At 37.0% G+C, this 20,093-nt stretch carries 19 protein-coding genes; 5 read left to right on the forward strand and 14 right to left on the reverse strand.

Going from position 1 to position 20,093, the window contains the following annotated elements:
- Positions 1-212: 212 nt before the first annotated feature.
- A complete protein-coding gene (locus tag GKR92_04080; GenBank protein QMU60916.1) occupies positions 213-1,082 on the forward strand; it encodes an EamA family transporter in 870 nt (289 codons plus the stop codon).
- A gap of 57 nt (positions 1,083-1,139) precedes the next feature.
- Here GKR92_04080 and GKR92_04085 read toward each other — a convergent pair whose 3' ends face one another.
- The 6 genes from GKR92_04085 to GKR92_04110 all read right to left on the reverse strand — a co-directional run bounded on the left by GKR92_04085 (position 1,140) and on the right by GKR92_04110 (position 6,602).
- A complete protein-coding gene (locus GKR92_04085) occupies positions 1,140-1,445 on the reverse strand; it encodes a hypothetical protein (GenBank protein QMU60917.1) in 306 nt (101 codons plus the stop codon).
- A 411-nt stretch (positions 1,446-1,856) separates the two neighbouring features.
- Positions 1,857-2,216: a response regulator gene (locus tag GKR92_04090; GenBank protein ID QMU60918.1), complete on the reverse strand. Its 360-nt coding sequence runs from the start codon at positions 2,214-2,216 to the stop codon at positions 1,857-1,859.
- A 43-nt stretch (positions 2,217-2,259) separates the two neighbouring features.
- Entirely contained in the window at positions 2,260-2,619 is a 360-nt protein-coding gene (locus GKR92_04095) for a response regulator (protein QMU60919.1), read from the reverse strand.
- Positions 2,616-3,920, reverse strand: a complete 1,305-nt coding sequence (locus tag GKR92_04100) for a response regulator (GenBank protein ID QMU60920.1) — start codon at positions 3,918-3,920, stop codon at positions 2,616-2,618. The genes GKR92_04095 and GKR92_04100 overlap by 4 nt, the downstream gene beginning before the upstream one ends.
- Before the next feature lie 205 nt (positions 3,921-4,125).
- The gene (locus GKR92_04105; GenBank protein ID QMU60921.1) at positions 4,126-4,602 is read right to left on the reverse strand and encodes a response regulator; all 477 of its coding nucleotides are present in this window, start codon (positions 4,600-4,602) and stop codon (positions 4,126-4,128) included.
- 20 nt (positions 4,603-4,622) lie between these two features.
- On the reverse strand, positions 4,623-6,602 hold the full coding sequence (locus tag GKR92_04110) for a hypothetical protein (GenBank protein ID QMU60922.1): 1,980 nt from the start codon (positions 6,600-6,602) through the stop codon (positions 4,623-4,625).
- 190 nt (positions 6,603-6,792) lie between these two features.
- Between GKR92_04110 and GKR92_04115 the strand changes: the two genes are divergently transcribed.
- Positions 6,793-8,292, forward strand: coding sequence for an extracellular solute-binding protein (locus GKR92_04115; GenBank protein QMU60923.1), 1,500 nt, complete (start codon positions 6,793-6,795; stop codon positions 8,290-8,292).
- A gap of 117 nt (positions 8,293-8,409) precedes the next feature.
- On the opposite strand, the gene GKR92_04120 is transcribed toward GKR92_04115, so the two are convergent.
- From GKR92_04120 to recQ, 3 genes are all read right to left on the reverse strand, one after another.
- Positions 8,410-8,820, reverse strand: coding sequence for a VOC family protein (locus GKR92_04120; protein QMU60924.1), 411 nt, complete (start codon positions 8,818-8,820; stop codon positions 8,410-8,412).
- A gap of 151 nt (positions 8,821-8,971) precedes the next feature.
- Entirely contained in the window at positions 8,972-9,283 is a 312-nt protein-coding gene (locus GKR92_04125) for a DUF1255 family protein (GenBank protein QMU60925.1), read from the reverse strand.
- Between the two features lie 39 nt (positions 9,284-9,322).
- Positions 9,323-11,437 (reverse strand): DNA helicase RecQ, encoded by a 2,115-nt coding sequence (gene recQ, locus GKR92_04130; protein ID QMU62707.1) that lies wholly within the window; start codon positions 11,435-11,437, stop codon positions 9,323-9,325.
- Between the two features lie 150 nt (positions 11,438-11,587).
- Between recQ and GKR92_04135 the strand changes: the two genes are divergently transcribed.
- Together GKR92_04135 and GKR92_04140 are read left to right on the forward strand one after the other, a co-directional pair.
- Positions 11,588-11,866: a hypothetical protein gene (locus GKR92_04135; protein ID QMU60926.1), complete on the forward strand. Its 279-nt coding sequence runs from the start codon at positions 11,588-11,590 to the stop codon at positions 11,864-11,866.
- A gap of 9 nt (positions 11,867-11,875) precedes the next feature.
- Positions 11,876-12,112, forward strand: coding sequence for an RNA-binding protein (locus tag GKR92_04140; GenBank protein QMU60927.1), 237 nt, complete (start codon positions 11,876-11,878; stop codon positions 12,110-12,112).
- A 48-nt stretch (positions 12,113-12,160) separates the two neighbouring features.
- On the opposite strand, the gene GKR92_04145 is transcribed toward GKR92_04140, so the two are convergent.
- The 3 genes from GKR92_04145 to GKR92_04155 are packed head-to-tail and all read right to left on the reverse strand — an operon-like array spanning position 12,161 to position 15,459.
- Entirely contained in the window at positions 12,161-12,448 is a 288-nt protein-coding gene (locus tag GKR92_04145; GenBank protein ID QMU60928.1) for a hypothetical protein, read from the reverse strand.
- A 2-nt stretch (positions 12,449-12,450) separates the two neighbouring features.
- Complete coding sequence (locus GKR92_04150) at positions 12,451-14,058, reverse strand: EAL domain-containing protein (GenBank protein QMU60929.1); 1,608 nt, start codon at positions 14,056-14,058, stop codon at positions 12,451-12,453.
- Positions 14,059-14,070: 12 nt separating this feature from the next.
- Complete coding sequence (locus GKR92_04155) at positions 14,071-15,459, reverse strand: aspartate ammonia-lyase (protein QMU60930.1); 1,389 nt, start codon at positions 15,457-15,459, stop codon at positions 14,071-14,073.
- Between the two features lie 209 nt (positions 15,460-15,668).
- Here GKR92_04155 and purB point away from each other — a divergent pair, with 209 nt between their 5' ends.
- Complete coding sequence (purB, locus tag GKR92_04160) at positions 15,669-17,039, forward strand: adenylosuccinate lyase (protein QMU60931.1); 1,371 nt, start codon at positions 15,669-15,671, stop codon at positions 17,037-17,039.
- Positions 17,040-17,049: 10 nt separating this feature from the next.
- On the opposite strand, the gene GKR92_04165 is transcribed toward purB, so the two are convergent.
- On the reverse strand, positions 17,050-18,141 hold the full coding sequence (locus GKR92_04165; GenBank protein QMU60932.1) for a DUF4340 domain-containing protein: 1,092 nt from the start codon (positions 18,139-18,141) through the stop codon (positions 17,050-17,052).
- Positions 18,142-18,178: 37 nt separating this feature from the next.
- Positions 18,179-20,089: a hypothetical protein gene (locus GKR92_04170; GenBank protein ID QMU60933.1), complete on the reverse strand. Its 1,911-nt coding sequence runs from the start codon at positions 20,087-20,089 to the stop codon at positions 18,179-18,181.
- Positions 20,090-20,093: the final 4 nt, after the last annotated feature.

Raw genomic sequence — 20,093 nt, forward strand, 5'->3', positions numbered from 1 at the left:
TGGATGATGCTTTCATGTTGAATCTTTTTGCTTTATGGCTACTTACGGCCAATAGCGTGCATTAGAGTGAGCAATTAAGTCTACTTGTATAAAATGGTGGCATACTCCATTACGTGCTTAGACAGCTGGCTGCGTAAACTCTTTACACCAACAATAAAAACCCTTGCGGTTATATACTGCAAAGGCTTTTTTATGTTTCAAAAAAAAACAAAATGCGTTCTAATAATATTATTCTTGGATGTCTTTTTGCCATGATTGCAGAGCTTTGCTTTGTAGGCATGGGTTCGTTAGTTAAATTACTTTCTGAAAATCTTCCTAGTCAAAATGTTTTGTTTTTTAGAAATCTATTTGGCTTATTAGTCCTCTCGCCCCTAATTTTCAAACTCGGAGTAAAAACATTAAAGACTAAAAAACTAAAGTGGCACTTCTTGCGTTCCTTATCTGGCGTTTCAGCAATGTACTGCTTCTTCTATGCATTATCTGAATTACCACTTGCAGATGCCATGTTATTAAAAATTAGTGCACCCTTATTTATACCCATCATCGCCTTTGTTTGGTTAAGCGAATATATATCCTTACGTGCCATTATGGCGATATTGATTGGATTTCTCGGTGTAGTACTAGTTTTAAAACCAACTGGGGCCATACACATTGCTTCGCTTGCAGGTCTAATGGGTGGCGCACTTGCCGCACTGGCAAAAGTTACCATAAGGCGAATGTCAGACACTGAACCCACTAGCCGAATTGTTTTTTATTTTGGAGTTATCAGTTTGGTGATAGCCACTATTCCAATGTTTTGGTTTTGGCAAAACCCGAACAGTAAAGAATGGGGGCTACTTATACTATTAGGTGCCTTTGGTACCTTTGGGCAGTTATTCCTAACCAAAGCCTATACATTAGCGCCAGCGAGCAGAATTGCACCCTTTACCTATTCGTCTATTCTATTTGCCGGTATTATCGGCTGGGTATTTTGGGATGAAATTATTACCGTACTCACGGTATCAGGCGCATTATTAATTATTTTAGCGGGCATCCTTATTATCCAAGAAAAACGACAATCAATCTCGGCGATTGAAGACTAATCAATATCTTCTCTCAATTCACTTAACCTGCATTTTTAAAAAGCAGATGAATTAATTTTAATAAGTTAAATCCTTAAAATCTGCCGCAATTTTATTCCAGCTCATTTGAATTTTTTCAAATAATTCATAATCGAATCCTCTTTTCCCTACAGATGATCTTTTGAAAAATATTCGATATTTTTGGTTAGAATCTTTTTCAGCAAATGCATACATTACATCTCCCACTTCAGGCGAATCTTCAGAGACTAATTCCACTGATTCCCAATCAACCGTGCCTTTGTTACTCATAACTTCCTTAATGACATCCATAAATATCATATTGCACAATTTAACTTGAGTAGAATCAATTTGCTGAGTTTTCATGATTATTAATTTAGAAAGATATAAAAGATGCTTGAATAGATAATTACTTAAAATGTAATCTGTAGTTTTCTAATTGCTTATAGTTTATTTTATATAGGCGCGCTTCAAATTGACTGGTTATATTCTGTAACTTAACGGTTAATCTCTCTTCCAAAGGTCTATTAAGTTCTGAGTACTCTTGAATAAGTTCAACATATAACTCACAAATAGAGGCTTCATTCGCATAATTTCTTTTCTTCCTAAAGTAGTTTGCAGCTAGTAAAAAATAATTTGGGGATGGCATAACACCTGAATCGACATAATTTTGAATTTCTAGCCGACACTTTCCAACCACCTCTTCAATGCCGTAACTTTTACCAATTAAATGGCTAGCAGATTTGAGCCAATATACTAGGTAGAACGAATATCTTATCAAACCAACTGAGAGACTTTCCCTAATAAACGGTCAGTGTCATAAGGTTTCTCAAAGAAACCGGCTGCGCCTAATTCAAGCGCTTTTTCTCGGTGACTAATTTTCTTGCTCGCAGTGATAAAGATAACCGGAGTACTTTGGGTAGCGGTCAGCTCCTGCATAGTTTCCGCGACGGTCAAACCGTTACCACCAGGCATAGCAATATCCATAATGACTAAATCAGGATTGTTTTGAACCGCTGACTTTATGCCCATAACTGCATCGTATGCTAAAACTGTTTCATACCCCATTGAACGCAAGCGAATCTCTAAAGACTTCGCAATACGTTTATCGTCTTCTATTACTAATACCCGCTTCATTCTGATACTCCTTTATCAAAGTATTTCTGCATTAATAGTTTTATTAAACCAAGCTATTAACTTTAGTCAGTAGCATATCTGCATCATAGGGTTTCTCAAAAAATCCTGCAGCACCCATTTCCATTGCTTTTTCTTTTAATCCTATTTTTTTACTAGCAGTTACAAAAATTATAGGAATACCTGCTGTATCTACCAAATTATTAAATCGTTCTGCCAAAGAAAAACCATCGCCTCCTGGCATAGATATATCTAATAAAATTAAATTAGGCTTAAAAGTTTTAGCGCTAGATACCGCAACGACTGCATCATGCGCAGCTTTTACTTCATAGCCACATGACTTGAGTCGAATACTTAATGCCATAGCGATTTTTTTATCATCTTCAATGATCATTACTTTTTTCATATTGCTTGTTCCTGTATTAACGTATCTAGATTTACTTCCTGAATGAGTGAATTCATACCTGTATCCGAATCGTGAATTGGCAAAGTAAAAGAGAATTCACTTCCTTTACCCACAAGACTATTAACAGATATTTTTCCATCATGAAGATTTACCAACTCTCTACAAATATTTAGCCCCAACCCTAATCCACCCAAACTAGTAGAGGTTTCATTTGCACTTTGCTCAGGTGTAACCTGATATAGTCGCTCAAAAATACTTTTTAAATCTACGGGAGAGATACCACAACCATTATCAAATACTGTAATTTTAATAAACTCTGAATTCTCGGAGTCAGTTTCTGCTGTAACGTAAACTTTCCCATTATGATCTGTAAATTTAATCGCATTATTAATTAAATTCGTTAAGATTTGTTCAACCCGATTTGGATCCATATAAACGTCTGGCAAGTCATCCGCAAAATGCGCGCTTAGTTCGATCGACTTATATTTTGCAATTACCGTCATAGCTGCTATCACTTTATCAATAACCGTACCTACAACATTAGGTTCTAGCTCGACACGTAATTTTCCTGTTTCTAGACGAGTCACATCTAGCAAATCATTCACACCATTAGCCATTTGCATACAGCTATCTTTTATAATTTGTAAATATTCATTCTGATCATCATTAATCTCACCTGATATACCATCTAACATTATGCTTGCAAATTCTTTTATTGAAGTTAATGGAGTTTTCAGTTCATGCGAAACAGTTTGATAAAATCTTTGGATTTCATCGTGCTTACGTGTTAACTCGCGGTTTTTTTCTTCAAGTCGATGAGTTTGCTTTTCTATCGCTTTACGTAAATGAAATTTTTCAACTGCATTACCAATCGTTCTTTTCAATGACTCAGTTGAAACTACACGTTTGGGCAAATAATCTGTTGCACCTGCACGTAATGCATCTGCTGCAATGGTTTCGTTACCCTGACCCGTTAGCATGATTACGGGAATTCGAGTTTTTGTTTGCTTATCCATTAAATTCAAGAACTCAACGCCATCTAGGTCTGGTAAGTTGTAATCTAATAAGATGCAATCAAAGTCATCTGTTTCACATACTTTTATGCCATCTTCCCCAAGCCCTAATTCTGAAAACTCATAACCTTGTTTGTAGTCATCAATTAAGTACTGTTTATATAGATCTCGGTCAGCAGGATTGTCGTCTATAACCAATACTTTTAGATCATTTTCTGTCTTTGGTCCGAGGTGAATACTCTCCAGATTGGGCTGAACACTCTCCATATTGGCATTTATCCCTGACATAAATATAAGATCATCCCTAAGGTTGGTTGATTTTGATAAAAAGTAAAGCGGCTCAATAACTTATATCGGCAATACGCTTAAACTCTTTAGAAGAATTAAATGGCTAAAATACAGTAGCTTACTGTTGAAAACGCGCGAGATTATAAGTAATTACGCAATTTGGATTTTTAGAACTTTTATTGCCTAGCGATATTAGAGCAAGTAGCTATACATCTGATAGCGCATCACACTTAGTCTGAGGTATTTTAACTAACGTAAACCAAAAGTCCGTCATCTTATGTATAGCTTGCTGGAATTGATCGAAATCAACAGGTTTCTTTATATAACAGTTTGCATGCGCGTTATAAGTTCTGAGCATATCTTTTTCAGCATCTGAGGTAGTTAGAATGATTACCGGTATACATTTCAATGAAGGATCGGTTTTAATAACTTCAAGGACTTCTCTACCGTCAATACCAGGCAAATTTAAATCTAATAATATAAGATCGGGCTTAGTTGCATTGGAAAAATCATTTTCTTTATGCAGATATTCCAATGCTTCTTCACCAGTTTCCACTACACTAAGCAAAACTCGTACTTTAGCAGCTTTTAAGGCTTCAATAGCCAAATCTGCATGAGCTTGATTATCCTCTACTAAAAGTATCTTTACAGTCGGATAACTTATTTCTGATTCTGTTCTCATTTCAATTCCTATTGTTATAATCAAGCCGCAATTTGATTTGTTTTATCTAATCTATACCTATCGTCAATGGGTAAGGTAAAAATAAATATAGTCCCTTCATCAGGATTAGATTTTAAACTTATTTCACCGCCGTAGCGTTCTATTATTTTCTTGCATACTGACAAGCCTATGCCGGTGCCAGTATATTTGTCTCGTGAATGTAAACGTTTAAATATCACAAATACTTTTTCGTAATATTTTTCATCAATCCCTATACCATTATCCTCTACATAAAATTTCCAAAAATCACCTACTTGTTCTGCATTTATATGTATTTTTGGAGGTTTACTCTGGTTATATTTAATCGCATTACTAATTATATTTAGGAGAACAGTTCTTATTTGTACGGGATCAGCATATATATTTGGCATTTCACTCCAAGTGATTAAAGCAAATGATTCATTTATTTTAATTCTTAAATCTTGCTTGATATCTTTCAATATCTCTTCAATCCAAATAGATTTCTCATCACCTTCCTGTGTATCAACCCTGGAGAAAGTCAATAGTCCCTCAACTAATGCTTCCATCCTAGAACAACCGGTAACCACATAATTAATAAATTTATCTGCATCTTCATCTAAATTACCCGCATATCTTTTTGAAAGTAGTTGAGAGTAACTGCTTATAACACGTAGTGGTTCTTGTAAATCGTGAGACGCAATATAGGCAAACAAGCTAAGGTCTTCATTTGACCTTTCCAATAATGTTGTTTTCTTTTTCAATTCTTCGTTTAGCGTCTTTCGCATACGCATAAGACTTCTAAGCATATTGAGTGTGGATGCAAATTTTGAAAATTCATCTTGACCAGATTCATCAATTTCAAAATTTAAATTGTCACTAGACAACTTCTTAGTGACTATAGACAATTTAGCTAGTCTTATAATTATATCCTGATAAACAAATTTCCATACTACTAGCAAGAAAAATATTATAGAAATAATAGCAACGACATAAAATGCATACTGGCTATTTAAAATAGTTTTACTCAATGCTAACGCAGTTTTATCAGTATTATCTTTTACAGAAATAGATAATAAGTTTACTGCCTCGTAAAGCTGTTTGGTAAGCGCACTATTTTCTTTGTGTAAAGCTGATACTTGTCTTGACGTTTCTGTTAATTTTAATCGAGCATCAAATAAATCTGGTGTGTCTTGTCCATATTTTATCAACGTTAGAATATGCGGCCCCATATCTTTACGCAGATCTAGCCCTTTATAATTGACTACTGATCTGGTAATCACCCTTAATGCGTGATCGTATTCTTGCTCGATATCTAATATTTTATCCTTAGAATCCGCCCCCTCTATTGTTAACATATTTTTCCGCAGCTCCGCGGTCCTCGCTATTAGCTCTGATATTACACCGATATTAGTAATACTATTGAGTGCTAAGTTTTCAAAATTTTTATTTTCCCGTAATTCAGTTATCTGCTCTGTAAATTTATCTTTTACATTTATCTTTATTAAAGTTGTAGATTGTGCAATGCCCTCCAACGCACTTCTCATTATCTTCAATTCATGACTGAACTCACCTTTAGTTTTTAAACTTTTATTTAAAATCTCATATTCAATATTCAAATTATTCTCTAGCTTGCCAAGAATAGTTTCAATTTCATCAGAACTTTTATTTAAAGTAGAGACATCATTTAACTGCTTCAGTTCTGTATACAAATAATAAATAGATTCAAATGAATTATCCTTATTACTATTTAATTCATATATCGTTTTTGAGTCACTCATTTTTAAAGAAAACTCTATTAGATCATGTGCATATAATGACATAGCATTGACTCCCACTAGCGCAGGAATAGATGCATTTGTTAAAGAATTTTTAGATTGATCTATATTGCGCAGTATATAGTTGGAGCTGAACATCGCAAATAAAAGCAAAAACAATCCTATGGAAAAAAATATAATGAGCTTTTGCCCTATTCCCAATGATTTCATCTTACTTAACAGCATATTAAAGAAAATATAAAAAATGCCGTTAAAGAATGTACTAATTTTTTAGTAATTTTCATTGCATCAAACATTAGGAAAAATTAAATAATTTTAGATATCTTTTTTCGTGATATTTCTAAAGTTTAAATTATGCTTTTGAAATGAATACGAACTAAATAGATAACCCTCTAGCTTTATATATCGGCATTAGATGCAAATAATTAAGGGAAATAATATGAAATACCAATTTTCAAATAGTCGACGAAAATTATTGATAAAGGCTAGTTCTGCTGCAATTGCCTCTCAAATCTCGGCCACTTCACTATTTGCAAAGCCTAATCAAGCTCAATTCACACTTAACAATTTAGATGAACAAATAATAAAGCAGGCAAAAAAGCTGACCGAAGGAAAATCAGTCACTCTCTCTATACTACAACCACAAGGATCTTTAGGTAATGTTAAGCCAGTAGGCGATATATTTTCTAAATTAACGAATATTAGTATTAACTATATTGAATCTTCACTAGACGAAATCAATGCAAAAATTTTAGCGCAATCACTGTCTAATGAAATATCTTTTGATATAGCGCTTCCGGCAACTTTTGGTTTGCCTGACTTAATTGAAGCTGGCTCTATAAGAGACCTAGATGAATTTGTGGATAGCTATGAACCAACAAATTTTTATCATGACATGCTCTATCCAACCGGTGATTTCTACAAAAATAAGTTTTATGGGTATCAAACGGATGGCGATACTTATCTTATGTTTTATAATAAAGCATGGTTAGAAGACAAAACAGAGCAAAATAACTTTAAAAAAGAATATGGATACCCATTAGCTGTTCCTAAAACCTGGGAACAACTTGACCAGATGACTAGATTCTTTCATCGTCCTGACGAAAATATGTACGGTGGCGCTTTATTTAGAAACAAAGATTACATTGCATGGGAGTGGTGGACACGCTTTCATGCCAAAGGTTATTACCCATTTAACAATAAACTACAGCCACAGATTAATTCAGATGCTGGCGTAGAAGCATTAACTGAATTACTTGAGACAACAAACTATTTATACCCTCAATCAAAGACCAATGGGTTATTTGAAAACTGGGAAGCCTTTGCAGAAGGTAATATGTTTTGCAATATAGGCTGGGGTGGCACACAAAAATATTTAAATGGACCTAAGTCTAAAATCAAAGATAATCTAGCTTTTGGTCCCGCACCTGGCGGTATTGTGAATAACGAGTTATTGCATACGCCGTATTTCAATTGGGGTTGGAACTACACAGTTTCAAGCTTAACAAAAGAACCAGAAATTGCTTATTTATTTACGCTTTTCGCATGCAGCCCCAAAATGTCCACAGAGGCAGTTAAATTTGCTGATGGTTACTTTGATCCATTCCGCAGTGAACATTATTCAGATAGCGAAATTCAAGAAACCTATTCTGAGCCATTTTTAGCCGCACATAAATTTAGTATGGAAAACAGCATTCCTGATCTCTACCTTACTGGACAAGGTGAGTATTGGGATATTCTAAAAGAAAATATTGATCTAGCGAACCGTAGCACCTTAACCCCCAAGCTTGCACTGGACACCACTGCTAAAGCTTGGAATCAGATTAGTGCACGTTATGGAGTTAAAGCTCAACTGGAACAATGGCAATTTCTAAAAAGCAAATATCCAGAAAATATACGCAAAAAGTTGATATAAATTTCTCTGAAAAAAATAACTATAATGCTAATTAATTATAATTAGCATTATTTTTGAATGCTGTGCTCACGTTGATGACGCTTTAATTTATTATCTGTTTTCAAACAAATGGGCCGCTCATGGGTGATCCGAACCTTTTTCATATTCGTCTAACTCGATCACATTACTATCAGGATCACGAATAAAAACGGCTGACATTCCTTTAAAACTAAATGAACCGGTTTCTGCTATGTTATTTTCTTTTAAAAATTCTTTAGCTACATTGAGTGAATTTACTGTCAATGCAATATGTGTATAGCCTGGGTACTTTTCATCAACATCCATGAGAATGTTATTTTGGTTTTGTGTGGTCGCAAGACCTAATAAATTCAGCACCACACCACTTGGGTGCTTCATGATGATTGGGTGGCCATCGTCGAAACCAAAATCAACTAATGCTTCAAAACCTAAGTTTTCATAAAATTTTACAGATTTGACTCTATCTTTTATTCGAATACCAATATGATTGACTGATTCTATATTGAGCATAAATTTGTTCCTTTAAATTACTTTTGGCCAAACACAATCATCCAAGACTCACTCATTATAAGCACAAGTCTATTTATCTAAAGTGTGCTGAAATTCTCTTCACTAAATAATAGAACAATTCACCATCCTCTCAGGTGTAAATACTTCTTTATTACCGAATAAAGCTACAGCAATAGTCAGTCGTTTCAACTATTTTCAGCTGAAACTTTGATTTGGCTGGAACTTCAAAAGTTTCGCCGCCATGTATCATTTTCCATTTACTATTGGGCAAAAGAACCCCTAACTTTCCAGAAATAATCTCCATCTGCTCTTTATCATCTGTATTAAACTCATATTCACCTGGCAGCATAATTCCCAATGTTTTGAGGGAGCCATCTTGAAAGACTACTGAGCGGCTTGTTACTTTCCCATCAAAATAGATATTTGCCTCACGAACTACCGACACATTTTCAAATTCAGACATGTTTCAAATTCCTTTAGTATTTTTTTGTTTTATTTAGTGTTAGATAGAAGCTTGCACGCATCGTAGCAGCCCGTAATCATAAACACCTTCCAATGCCTCAAAGACAGGTTTTAAACGTTTTTCTTTATCCTCTCCAAATGATTCAATAGCAAAGACGATTTCATCGTATTTTTGCTCATCTAATTCAAGCACCTCTTTGACGTCTAACAAACCTGTTTCAATTGCAGCGGATAAATGTGTGTACACCGTTGTGCTGGTTAACTGACGTTCCTTAGTGATCTGATCTATGCTTTTACCTTGCTGATAAAGCATCAGTGTTTCATTTACCGTTTGCGACAAATTGTTATCTAATAACTCTGACAGAGGGTATTTCGATATCTCTTTAATAAATTGTTTTCCAAAACGTGTAAGTTTCTGCTCACCCACACCAGTAATATCACTCATAGCACTTAATGTCAGCGGACGTTCTTTTAACATTTCTTGCAATGTTGAATCATGGAATATTACATAAGGAGGCACACCCGCTTTTTCTGCTAGCGACATTCTGAGAGAGCGTAATGCATCCCACAATGCTTCGTCTTGGGGTCGAACGGTCTGCTTTCCTTTTTTGCCCGAAACTTGCTTTTCTTGTTTTTCCATCTTGCGCAACTGCAAGCTCAGTTCGCCACGTAACAATGGTCTACATTTCTCGGTTAATCGCAATGCACCATGTCGCTCAATATCAATTTCTAAATACCCTAGCGCAATCAATTGACGCATCATCACGCGCCATTCAGCAGTGGAGAACTCTTTACCTATTCCATAAGTGCTCAGTTGATCATGCCCATTGCGTTGAATACGGTCATTTTCTTTACCAAGTAAGATTTCTACAATGTAATTCACACCAAAACGTTGTTCAGTGCGATACACACAAGATAATGCCATTTGCGTAGCTTCCGTCGCCTCCCACTTTTGAGGAGGATGCAGACAGTTATCACAGTTGCCACATATTGCACTTACTGCTTCATCAAAATATTCCAATAATGCCTGCCGACGACAACTGACTAACTCACACAAACCTAACATTGCTTCCAGCTTATGATACTCTACCCGTTTATGAGTATCGTTAGCATTCGAATTTTGGCTGAACTGCCGTAAGGTAATAACATCTTTCAAGCCATATGCCATCCACGCATTGGCTGGCAAACCATCCCTGCCTGCACGCCCGGTTTCTTGATAGTAGGCTTCAATGCTCTTGGGTAGATTAAGATGTGCAACAAAACGAACATCCGGTTTATCAATACCCATTCCAAACGCAATCGTTGCAACAATAATCACTCCTTCTTCTCGCAAGAAGCGGCGTTGGTTCTCTTGTCGCACCTCGCTAGATAAGCCTGCATGGTATGGCAATGCCACTCTGCCTTGATCTGTTAACCATTCCGCAACAGAATCTACTTTTTTACGTGATAAACAATAGACAATACCTGCATCATCTGCATGATTCTGCGAAAGGAAGGTCCACAAACGCTGTTTAGTGTTCGCACCATCATTTATCGCATAATGAATATTGGGTCGATCAAAACTGTCGATAAAGATTTTGGCTTGTTCTAATTGCAGTTGTGAAATAATCTCTTCACGGGTGCGCTGATCGGCAGTAGCGGTTAAGGCAATTCTGGGCACATCAGGATAGCGAGTATGAATGGATTTCAGGCGTTGGTATTCAGGCCTAAAGTCATGTCCCCATTGCGACACACAATGTGCCTCATCAATAGCAAACAAAGACAATCGGGCATTATCCAACAGTCTCATCATTCTTTCGGTTAATAAACGCTCAGGTGCAACATAGAGAATATCCAACTCACCGTTGACTAATTCTTGCTCAACTGCGGTAGCGTCATGATATCCAAGACTTGAATTCAAATATGCCGCCTTCACACCTAGCTGTTTAAGCGCATCCACCTGATCTTGCATTAAGGCTATCAGCGGTGACACCACAATACCCGTTCCATCGCGCACTAATGCTGGAATTTGATAACACAGTGATTTACCCCCACCGGTAGGCATTAATACCAATGCATCTTCACCTTGCAGCAAGGCATCGATAATATTCTCTTGAGAAGGGCGATATTCTTGAAAACCAAAAGTGGTTTTTAAAATTTCGTGGGCACGCTGCAACAAAGTGGAAAGAGTCTTATCAAATAATTGGAAAAGCATTATGACTGATAAGCGAGATAAGTTGAATTTTATTAACAAGTGCGATGTTGATCAAAATATGACTGTATAATAATCGATACAAGACCGCACCAAACTTATCCGCGTTCAGCTATGAAAAACCGAGAACCTGAAAAACTTATAAAAAAACATGAGAAGTTGACTCATACCGATATGATGAAAGTTGATTCACATGTGCAAAGAGAAAGTGATGGATGGTTTCTGAATACCTTAATGATCGATGGCTGTGATGCACCTTTTAAATACAAGCGCAAAAAAAAATACAAAAATCTACAAGGTCAGCGAGTAAACCTCACTTATTATGCAAATAGTGAAAATGTAGCCGGCATGGAAATGGAAATAATGACCGTTGTAAGAATAAAAGTGTCGTAGAATACACCAATGAAACTACTTGTCCGAAACCTTGCACGCACCACCACAGAAGCCAAACTTAGAGAAATGTTTGAAGTTTATGGCACCCTACAATCTTGCTCGCTAATAATAGATGAGGAGACAGGCACTTCTAAAGGATTTGGCTTTGTAGAAATGCCAAAAATGGGTGAAGCCAAAGCAGCTATGGTAAATCTTAATTATACCGATGTAGATGGAAGTAGAATTCGGGTGAAAAAAGCCAATTAGATTTAATGAATTTAAAGATTAGTAGAAAAAGACTCCGACCTCTTTTTATTATTGATTGAAATATGAATTACCATCAAGATCCTTAAAACAAGGAAAGAATTCACCAATAAAGCGCATCATTTCTTCTTCGTCTTCATTGCTGTCCATATAACTTCTCCAATCGCTCTCTATCATGCATTGTTTAATCTGCTGCTTCACTGCATCTAAGCATTCGTCATTTTCGCCACAATCTTCATTTAATTGATATTCCATAGTCTTCATAAATGCAAATTCTTCTACCTTTTCCGAAGAACAGCCACCGGTAAGTAATAAGGTGAAAATAATTGCGTTTCTCATAATCAATTTGTCCTAACAATACTTATTAACTCATCCGCTAGAATTGCAGAGCTAAAATAGTACCCTTGGCCATTTTTTATACCATAGTCTTTTGCAATTCCGAACACTTCTTCACTTTCAATACCTTCTGCAGTAGTGGTTAACTTCAATTGTTGAGCAATTTCTTTTGCATGCTGAATGATAGCCCTGCTGTCCTCATCTGTTGCAGCATTGACCATAAAGGATTGATCGATTTTTAATTCATCAAAAGGCAATCTCTTTAAATATTCTAATGATGCATGCTTAGTTCCATAATCATCCAAACTAAATGATAACCCTAATTTTTTATATGCAAGCATTGAACCACGAATTTCATCAACATTATCGATACTAGACGTTTCAGTTAGCTCTATTTTGAGCATTCTCGGAAGCCAAGAATGTTTTTTGATCAGCGATTTTAACGCTTGCTGAAAATCTTTATTCAAGAATCCATGCGCAGTAATATTCATTGCAATGGGTAGATTAATGTCTTTTTCATTCCATTCAATCAACAAATTACTTACATTTTTAAGTAACCAAAGATTTATTTCGTAAATGAGACCTGTTTTTTCTGCATATGGAATAAACCTACCTGGATCCAATAACCCGTAGTTAGGATGTTGCCAACGAATTAAGGCTTCTGCTGAGATGAGATTTTTATCGCTTAAACGTACTTGAGGCTGGTATAAGATCGTTAATTGCTCTTCTTGAATGGCACGCTGCAGCATGCCAATAATTTGAATGTCTTCTAAGTGCTCATCTGCAGTTTCAGAGTTATACATGACTACGGACTCACCGCTCTTTTCTGCTGCTATGAGTGAGTTTCTGGCTTTTTCTATTAGTTCTATACTGTTTTGAGCATTTTTAGGGTATACCGACACACCAATAGAAACTCCCACGTCCGTAGGCTTACCTTCCACTGCAAGCGGTACTTGTACGGATTCCGCTATGTTCTTAGCAATAGCATGAATATGGTCTTGATCAGTAACTGGATTTATTAACACTGCAAATTCATCACCGCCCAAACGTGCGATTAAATCTGTTTTCCTTAAGGAAGCGCGTATACGACTCGATATTTCTTGCAATATTGCATCACCCACAAAATAGCCTAATGTTTCATTAATGACTTTAAAACGATTTAAACCGATGATGAGCAATGCTAATTCGTCATCTTCTCTGCGGGAGACATTGAGTGTTTTCTCTAATTGTTCATTAAAAAAGGTTAAGTTAGACAAACCGGTTAAATCATCATGTGTGGCATAGTAATGCTCTAATGTCTCTGACTTTGTTAGGTTAACGGCAAGCTCAAAGCTTGATTTGGCTGTCAGCCTAATAAAGACCGCAGTAATGTATGCACTAAATGCTAAAAAATAATGAACTGGCTCTAATGGGCTGGTAAGAATTAGAAGTAGAAATGCTACAAAGAGAGCGATTAAAACAAAGGCCACAAGAATGAGCCCATTTAAAGTTTTATTATCTTCTTGAAGATCTTTTACCTGCAGAAGTCTTTGCGTGGCGTAGATAATAATTAAAATTGCTGCGCACACCACAACGGACAAAGCATAATTTTGCCAGTTGTGCATAACGTTCATTATGTGTTTGTTTTAAGCCTCGTGGATTCCGCCTTTCGTTAATGCAGCCGGGTCTAAGAGTTTCTTAATTTTCTCATCACTCAAATCAGTCATTTCTTTGGCCACATCAAATACTGGTCTTCCAGACTTGTAGGCTTCTTTAGCTATTGCCGCACCTTTTTCATAACCAATGACTCGGTTCATTGCAGTTACTAAAATAGGATTCTTAGAAAGTGCATCATTTAAATTATCTTCATTAACTGTAAAGCCTTTAATGGCTTTGTCTGCTAACACCTTACAAGAATTGCTTAATAGCTGAATGCTTTGCAAAAGGTTAAAGCCAATGACAGGCAACATTACGTTTAATTGAAAAATACCCGACTGACCCGCCATGGTGATAGTGGTGTCGTTACCAATGACTTGTGTGCTTACCATAGCTACCGCTTCAGGTATTACTGGGTTTACTTTACCTGGCATGATACTGCTTCCAGGTTGCAATGCAGGCAGCGCAATTTCACCCAAGCCTGCTAATGGTCCCGAGTTCATCCAACGTAGGTCGTTAGAAATTTTCATCAAGCTCACTGCCAATGCTTTTAGCTGACCACTCATTTCTACAGCAGAGTCTTGTGTTGCTAACCCTTCGAATTTATTCGCTTTGGATGAAAATTTTACGTTAGTTAACTCAGTTAGTTCTTTTGCAACTAACTCTCCAAACTTTTCATCAGCATTAATCCCACTACCCACTGCAGTGCCACCTTGTGCCAGTTGGCGCAAACGATCTAACGAATCATCAATGCGCTCAATTGAATATTCTATTTGTTGCGCCCATGCATTGATTTCTTGGCCCATCGTGACAGGCATGGCATCCATTAAATGGGTGCGACCGGTTTTAACTAATTTTTCGCATTCGTGTGCTTTATTTTTTAATGTGCTGAATAAGTGAGCTAGCGCTGGCTTGAGCTCTTCTTCTATTTGCAAACATGCACTAACATGAATCGCAGTAGGAATAACATCATTCGAACTCTGACTCATGTTAACGTGGTCATTCGGATGTATTTCAACTTCGCCAACTGAATTAGCAAGGTGGGCAATTACCTCGTTGGCATTCATATTGGTACTGGTGCCAGAACCGGTTTGAAAAACATCAATGGGAAATTGCCCGTCGTAATCACCGCTCGCGACACTCATCGAGGCTTTTTTAACACAGGACTCCACATCCTTAGACATTAATCCTAACTCGGTATTCGCTCCGGCACATGCAGTCTTAATTAATCCTAATGCGCGTATAAATTGTCTAGGCATGACCAAACCACTAATGGGGAAGTTTTCTACAGCTCTTTGTGTTTGCGCGCCGTAAAGTGCGTCTGCTGGTACTTTTAGTTCACCCATGCTGTCCTTTTCAGTGCGGAAATTTTCACTCATCTTATTTCTCTTTATAGTTCCAAATAATTTGTAGATCTTGCGTTTATCGGCTCATGGCAAAATAGTGTATTTTGTGACCTCAGAATGGTACAAAGTGTACCTACAGAATGGTGTAAAGTGCACCTACAGAAAGGTGTATTTTGTTGGTTTCGATGTACTCCAACATGTATTAATAACCTCTAATTAATCTGATTTAAAGAAAAACACTAATGAATTCTAACCCGCTTACGAATATCTCACCTGTTGATGGGCGATATGCAAATAAAACCGAAAATCTAAAGAGCATCGCCAGCGAATATGGCCTTATAAAATATCGCGTTATTGTCGAAATTGCGTGGCTCAAACACTTAGCCGAACGACCAGACATTTCTGAGCTGCCGTTTCTTTCTGAAGAAGCCAGTATATTTTTAGATCAAATTGTCGTTAATTTTTCCCCAGAAGAAGCCACGCGTGTTAAAGAAATTGAAGCCACCACCAATCATGACGTGAAGGCAGTAGAATATTATTTAAAAGAAAAAATAGCTGACCAAACAGAGTTGGCCGAAGCATCAGAATTTATTCATTTTGCATGCACCTCGGAAGATATTAATAACTTAGCCTATGGATTGATGCTAAGCGATATGCGAGATGACGTACTGATTCCGAGTTTAAAAAAGATTTTAGAAGACGTTAATAACCGTGCAAAAGAATATGCTGATATTTCAATTCTTTCGCGCACACATGGACAACCTGCAACCCCCTCCACCATGGGTAAAGAATTTGCCAATGTTTATGCACGCATCAATAGTCAGTTCAGTACCTTTAGATCAGTAAATATTTTAGGCAAAATAAATGGCGCAGTAGGCAACTATAATGCCCATATGATTGCCTACCCCTTTGTGGACTGGGAAACGCTGTCTGCAAAAATGATTGCATCATTGGGTTTAACTTCCAACCCATACACAACTCAAATTGAACCACATGACTACATTGCTGAATATGCGGATGCTTTATGCAGGATTAACACTATATTAATAGACTTCAGCAGAGATACTTGGTCTTACATTGCAATTGAATACTTCAAGCAAAAAGTAGTTAAAGATGAAGTGGGATCCTCAACGATGCCGCATAAAGTGAACCCAATTGATTTTGAAAATGCCGAAGGAAATTTAGGCATTGCTAACGCAATGCTCAATCATTTTTCTGCAAAGCTACCTATTTCAAGATGGCAACGTGACTTAAGTGATTCTACTGTATTGCGCAACTTAGGTGTTGCAGCTGCACATTGTGAAATCGCCTATCAATCTTTGTTGAAAGGACTTTCTAAATTAGAAATCAACATAGATCAGCTAGATATTGATTTGAACAAGAATATTGAGATCTTAGCAGAACCTATCCAGACTGTAATGCGTAAAAACAAGGTATCTGGTGCTTATGAGAAGCTTAAAGAACTTACACGTGGACAAAAATTGGATATCGAGAAACTGGCAGCATTTATTACTTCTTTAGACTTGCCTGAAGAAGATAAAAACCAATTGCAGAAGCTGACAGCTTCGAACTATGTAGGGATTGCTAGTAAATTAGCAAAAGATTCTGACTAGTTTGCTTCTTTTAGCCTGCTTCTTTAGGTATAAAGAAATTATCTAACTTCTTAGTTAATGCATCTTGTGTAATATTTGGGAATAGATACGCCCATCCATTTAATCTTTGCTTAGATTTTTCAGCTAATTCTGCTGCTGCTTTAGGGTCAGACTTTAGAGCAGAATCCGAGGTGGATTCTGTTTGATTCTCGTTATTTACAATATTTAGATCTACATCAGCAGCTGAAAACTCTACTTCTACAGTGAAGTATTTATCAATTTCTAATGTGTACGCTTTAGTGGTTATGGTCAAGCCATCAAAAGTTTTAAATATCGTTACGACTGGAACGATAGATTCGGTATTAAGTGTTGAGAATGTCGCCACATCACGAAGTTGCAAAGAAGATAAAGCATTTGCAACTTGATAGATTTCTGATTCTGATAAACTCATATCCTCAGGAATCGAGGCATCTAGTGTATATTCATATTCCTCTTCGCCATCATTGGCAATGTTTACAATTTCACTATCCGGATGTTGTATTTGAACAGACTTTATTCTTTCTGGTGGAATATCTAGAATATCTTTTTGCAACCAATCCGTTACAGCACGTTTGATATTTAATTTTTTATTGATCAGCCAACTCTGTTGGCCGTCTTTTCGGCGAACATACTGTGTATTTTTACCACTACTGCCATTGTTGCCAAAGATAATATCGTTTACCCCATCTAAGCCTTCAAGTGTGAACAAAACACCTTGTGCCTTTATATGACTAACGTCTTCAACTCCAAGCTTGCTGTAATTATCAGGATTAGATGTTTTTGCTTCCGCTAATTTTGCATCGGCAAGGCCGGTAAGCATAAGACGCACTGCTGCAATATTTGCTTGATAGCCATCACGATTATCCACTACCCAACCATTCTCCGACTTGCTTACTTCTGAAAGTAGCACACCGCCAGACTCTGTAACCGCAAACTTACTAACACTGTTTAAGTTATCTACTAAATCAGGAATAAGATGAGTATTCGCATCAGCCGATTGTTGAATCGGATCCGAGTTGAAGTAATAAGCTATTACACCGATAGCTAAAGCGCCTAATAATAAGAGCAGAGTTTTTGATTTCATAACTGACTAACTAGAAGACTCGAAGCTAAATACGACCTCATACCCCTAGAGCACGTTTTCTTTTTCGTGATCTAATAAAAGATAATATTAGTGCCAAAATTGATATAACAATAGGCACTAATCCAATATTTATAAATTTTAATTTTGAACCAAGTTTTTCTATATCTAGATCCAGATTATGTCGAACTTGTCTAAGCTCTTTACGAACTTTAAATTTATCTTGCTGAAATCTGATTATTTCTTCCTCTTGTTCTGCAGACAGTTCCAATTCATTACTATCATCACGTACTTTTTGCAGCTCAACCAATTTTGCTTCTGTTTCAGTAAGCTTAGCCTGTAGCACTTCTTCCGTTGATCTAAATTTTTTATCAGCAGCTAAACGCAAATCATTCACCACCACAAAAGGCCGAGTAGAAGTTTCACGACCACGAATACTGATTAAGTCTGTGCTACCGGTAAGATTATCGATCGCATTAATAATCAAGTCGCCATTATTCGCCCAAGAATTAAAGATTTGCTCACCAAAGAATTCCTGCACTTGAACCCACATGCGATCACTAAGCATGTCAGTATCGGCCACTACAATTAAATTCGCTTCATCTTCGACGCTTACTAAATGCTCACCATATTTAGATTCATCAACTTTCTTAGCACCCGACATAGCAGGCCTAGTTTCAAATGCAGAATTCAGTTTGCCTTCTATTCTTGCTGACAAAATATATTTCTCGCCTGTTGGCTCAAAACCATTGCTCAATTGATTTAAGTCTGGAAGAAATCGAAACCTGGAGGCTTCAATTAAGGTTGAATCATCACTAGAGGTTACGATAGGGGTTATATTTATATCCACACCCTCTTTCGCTTTGATAAAGCCGGATACGCCAGCACTGATAACTTCCAACTCTGAAGAAATTACATCGTCAGCATCGATGTCTTCATTTGTGACGGCCAATAAACCATAGTGCCGTGATTGTCCATTATGCGCACCACCCACAGTCAAAGCATACTTTCTATCTAAAACCACTTTGCTTGCATCGAAATCGATTCCCCAAGCATCAAATAATGTTTTCAAGCTAGAAGTACGACCACCCTCTACTTCTAAAGGTGAATCTTGCTGTTTAACAGGTATATCTACTTCAGAATGAGGGTCTACAAAGAAAATCGCTTTACCGCCGCGCATTACAAATTGATCAATCGCGTACTGTGTGGGCACCGTGATATTCTTTGGGTGCACAACCATCAATATGTCTACATCCGCATCAATTAAGTCAGTAGTCACATCAAGCTGCTTCACTTCAAATAACTGCCTCATTTGAGCCACGATAGCCCAGGCCTTAGTCATTTGAGTAGTTTCCATGTCAAAGCCGCCAAAAATTGGAAGCTGAGTAATAATACCTACTACGGTCTTCTTAGGATTAGATAGTGTAGTGAGTAGCTTGCTAACATCGTATTCTAAAAACTGTTCGCGCTGTGGCTGGAAAAACGGCAACACTTCGACATCTCCAACCGCATTACTCGCCGCTAACCCAAAATACATATTTTCACCGGTTGCACCGACTGGAATAGCTTGTAGGCCAAACGAACCAGCTTGGTCTTCTTCCTCTGAAAACGGTAACGGATCTACAATATTGAGAGCTATATTGCCGTTAGAAAGCTGTTCGTATTCTTTTAATAATTCTTTAACACGGGTGGCATAGGTACGCAGCTGCGGAACATCTTTACTGGCCTTATCTGAATAAAATAAATACATGGTAACCGGCTCTTCAATACTCTTAATAATATTCCGAGTACCATCGGTTAATGTAAAAAGTTCGTTTTCAGTAAGATCGATGCGTGTATTAGTAAACAGAGTACTGCTCACCATGTTCACAACCAGGAACAATACAATTAGCACTAGCAGACCAATAACTGTAAATGATTTTGTTTTCTTGCTTACTATTTGGGATGCCATATGC

The organism is Gammaproteobacteria bacterium (genome assembly GCA_014075255.1).
Taxonomy (GTDB): Bacteria; Pseudomonadota; Gammaproteobacteria; order UBA4575; family UBA4575; genus JABDMD01.